This is a genomic window from Streptococcus mitis (assembly GCF_946190115.1).
GTDB lineage: Bacteria > Bacillota > Bacilli > Lactobacillales > Streptococcaceae > Streptococcus > Streptococcus mitis_CO.
This window is the reverse complement of the sequence record NZ_CAMHZG010000068.1, coordinates 1-254: the sequence shown is the minus strand read 5'-3', so window position 1 is coordinate 254 and position 254 is coordinate 1. Positions and strand designations below refer to the sequence as shown.

At 54.7% G+C, this 254-nt stretch carries 1 protein-coding gene; it reads left to right on the top strand.

Annotated features, from left to right (window positions below; all coding sequences use genetic code 11):
- A partial coding sequence (locus tag N8L90_RS09450; protein ID WP_419991965.1) for a hypothetical protein occupies window positions 1–254 on the top strand: 254 nt, incomplete at both ends.

Below are 254 nucleotides of genomic sequence, written 5' to 3'. Positions count from 1 at the left end.
ACGGCGCTTGTCCTTGCTGATGTAGACGCTACCGCACTAGTTGACGCTGAGGTAGAGGCTACGGCGCTTGTGCTTGCGGAGGTAGAGGCTACCGCACTTGTTGACGCTGAGGTAGACGCTTCGGCGCTAGTACTTGCTGAGGTAGATGCTACAGCTCTAGTGCTTGCTGAGGTAGAGGCTACGGCACTTGTTCTTGCTGAGGTAGAGGCTTCTGCACTTGTTCTTGCTGAGGTAGAGGCTTCTGCTCTTGTTCT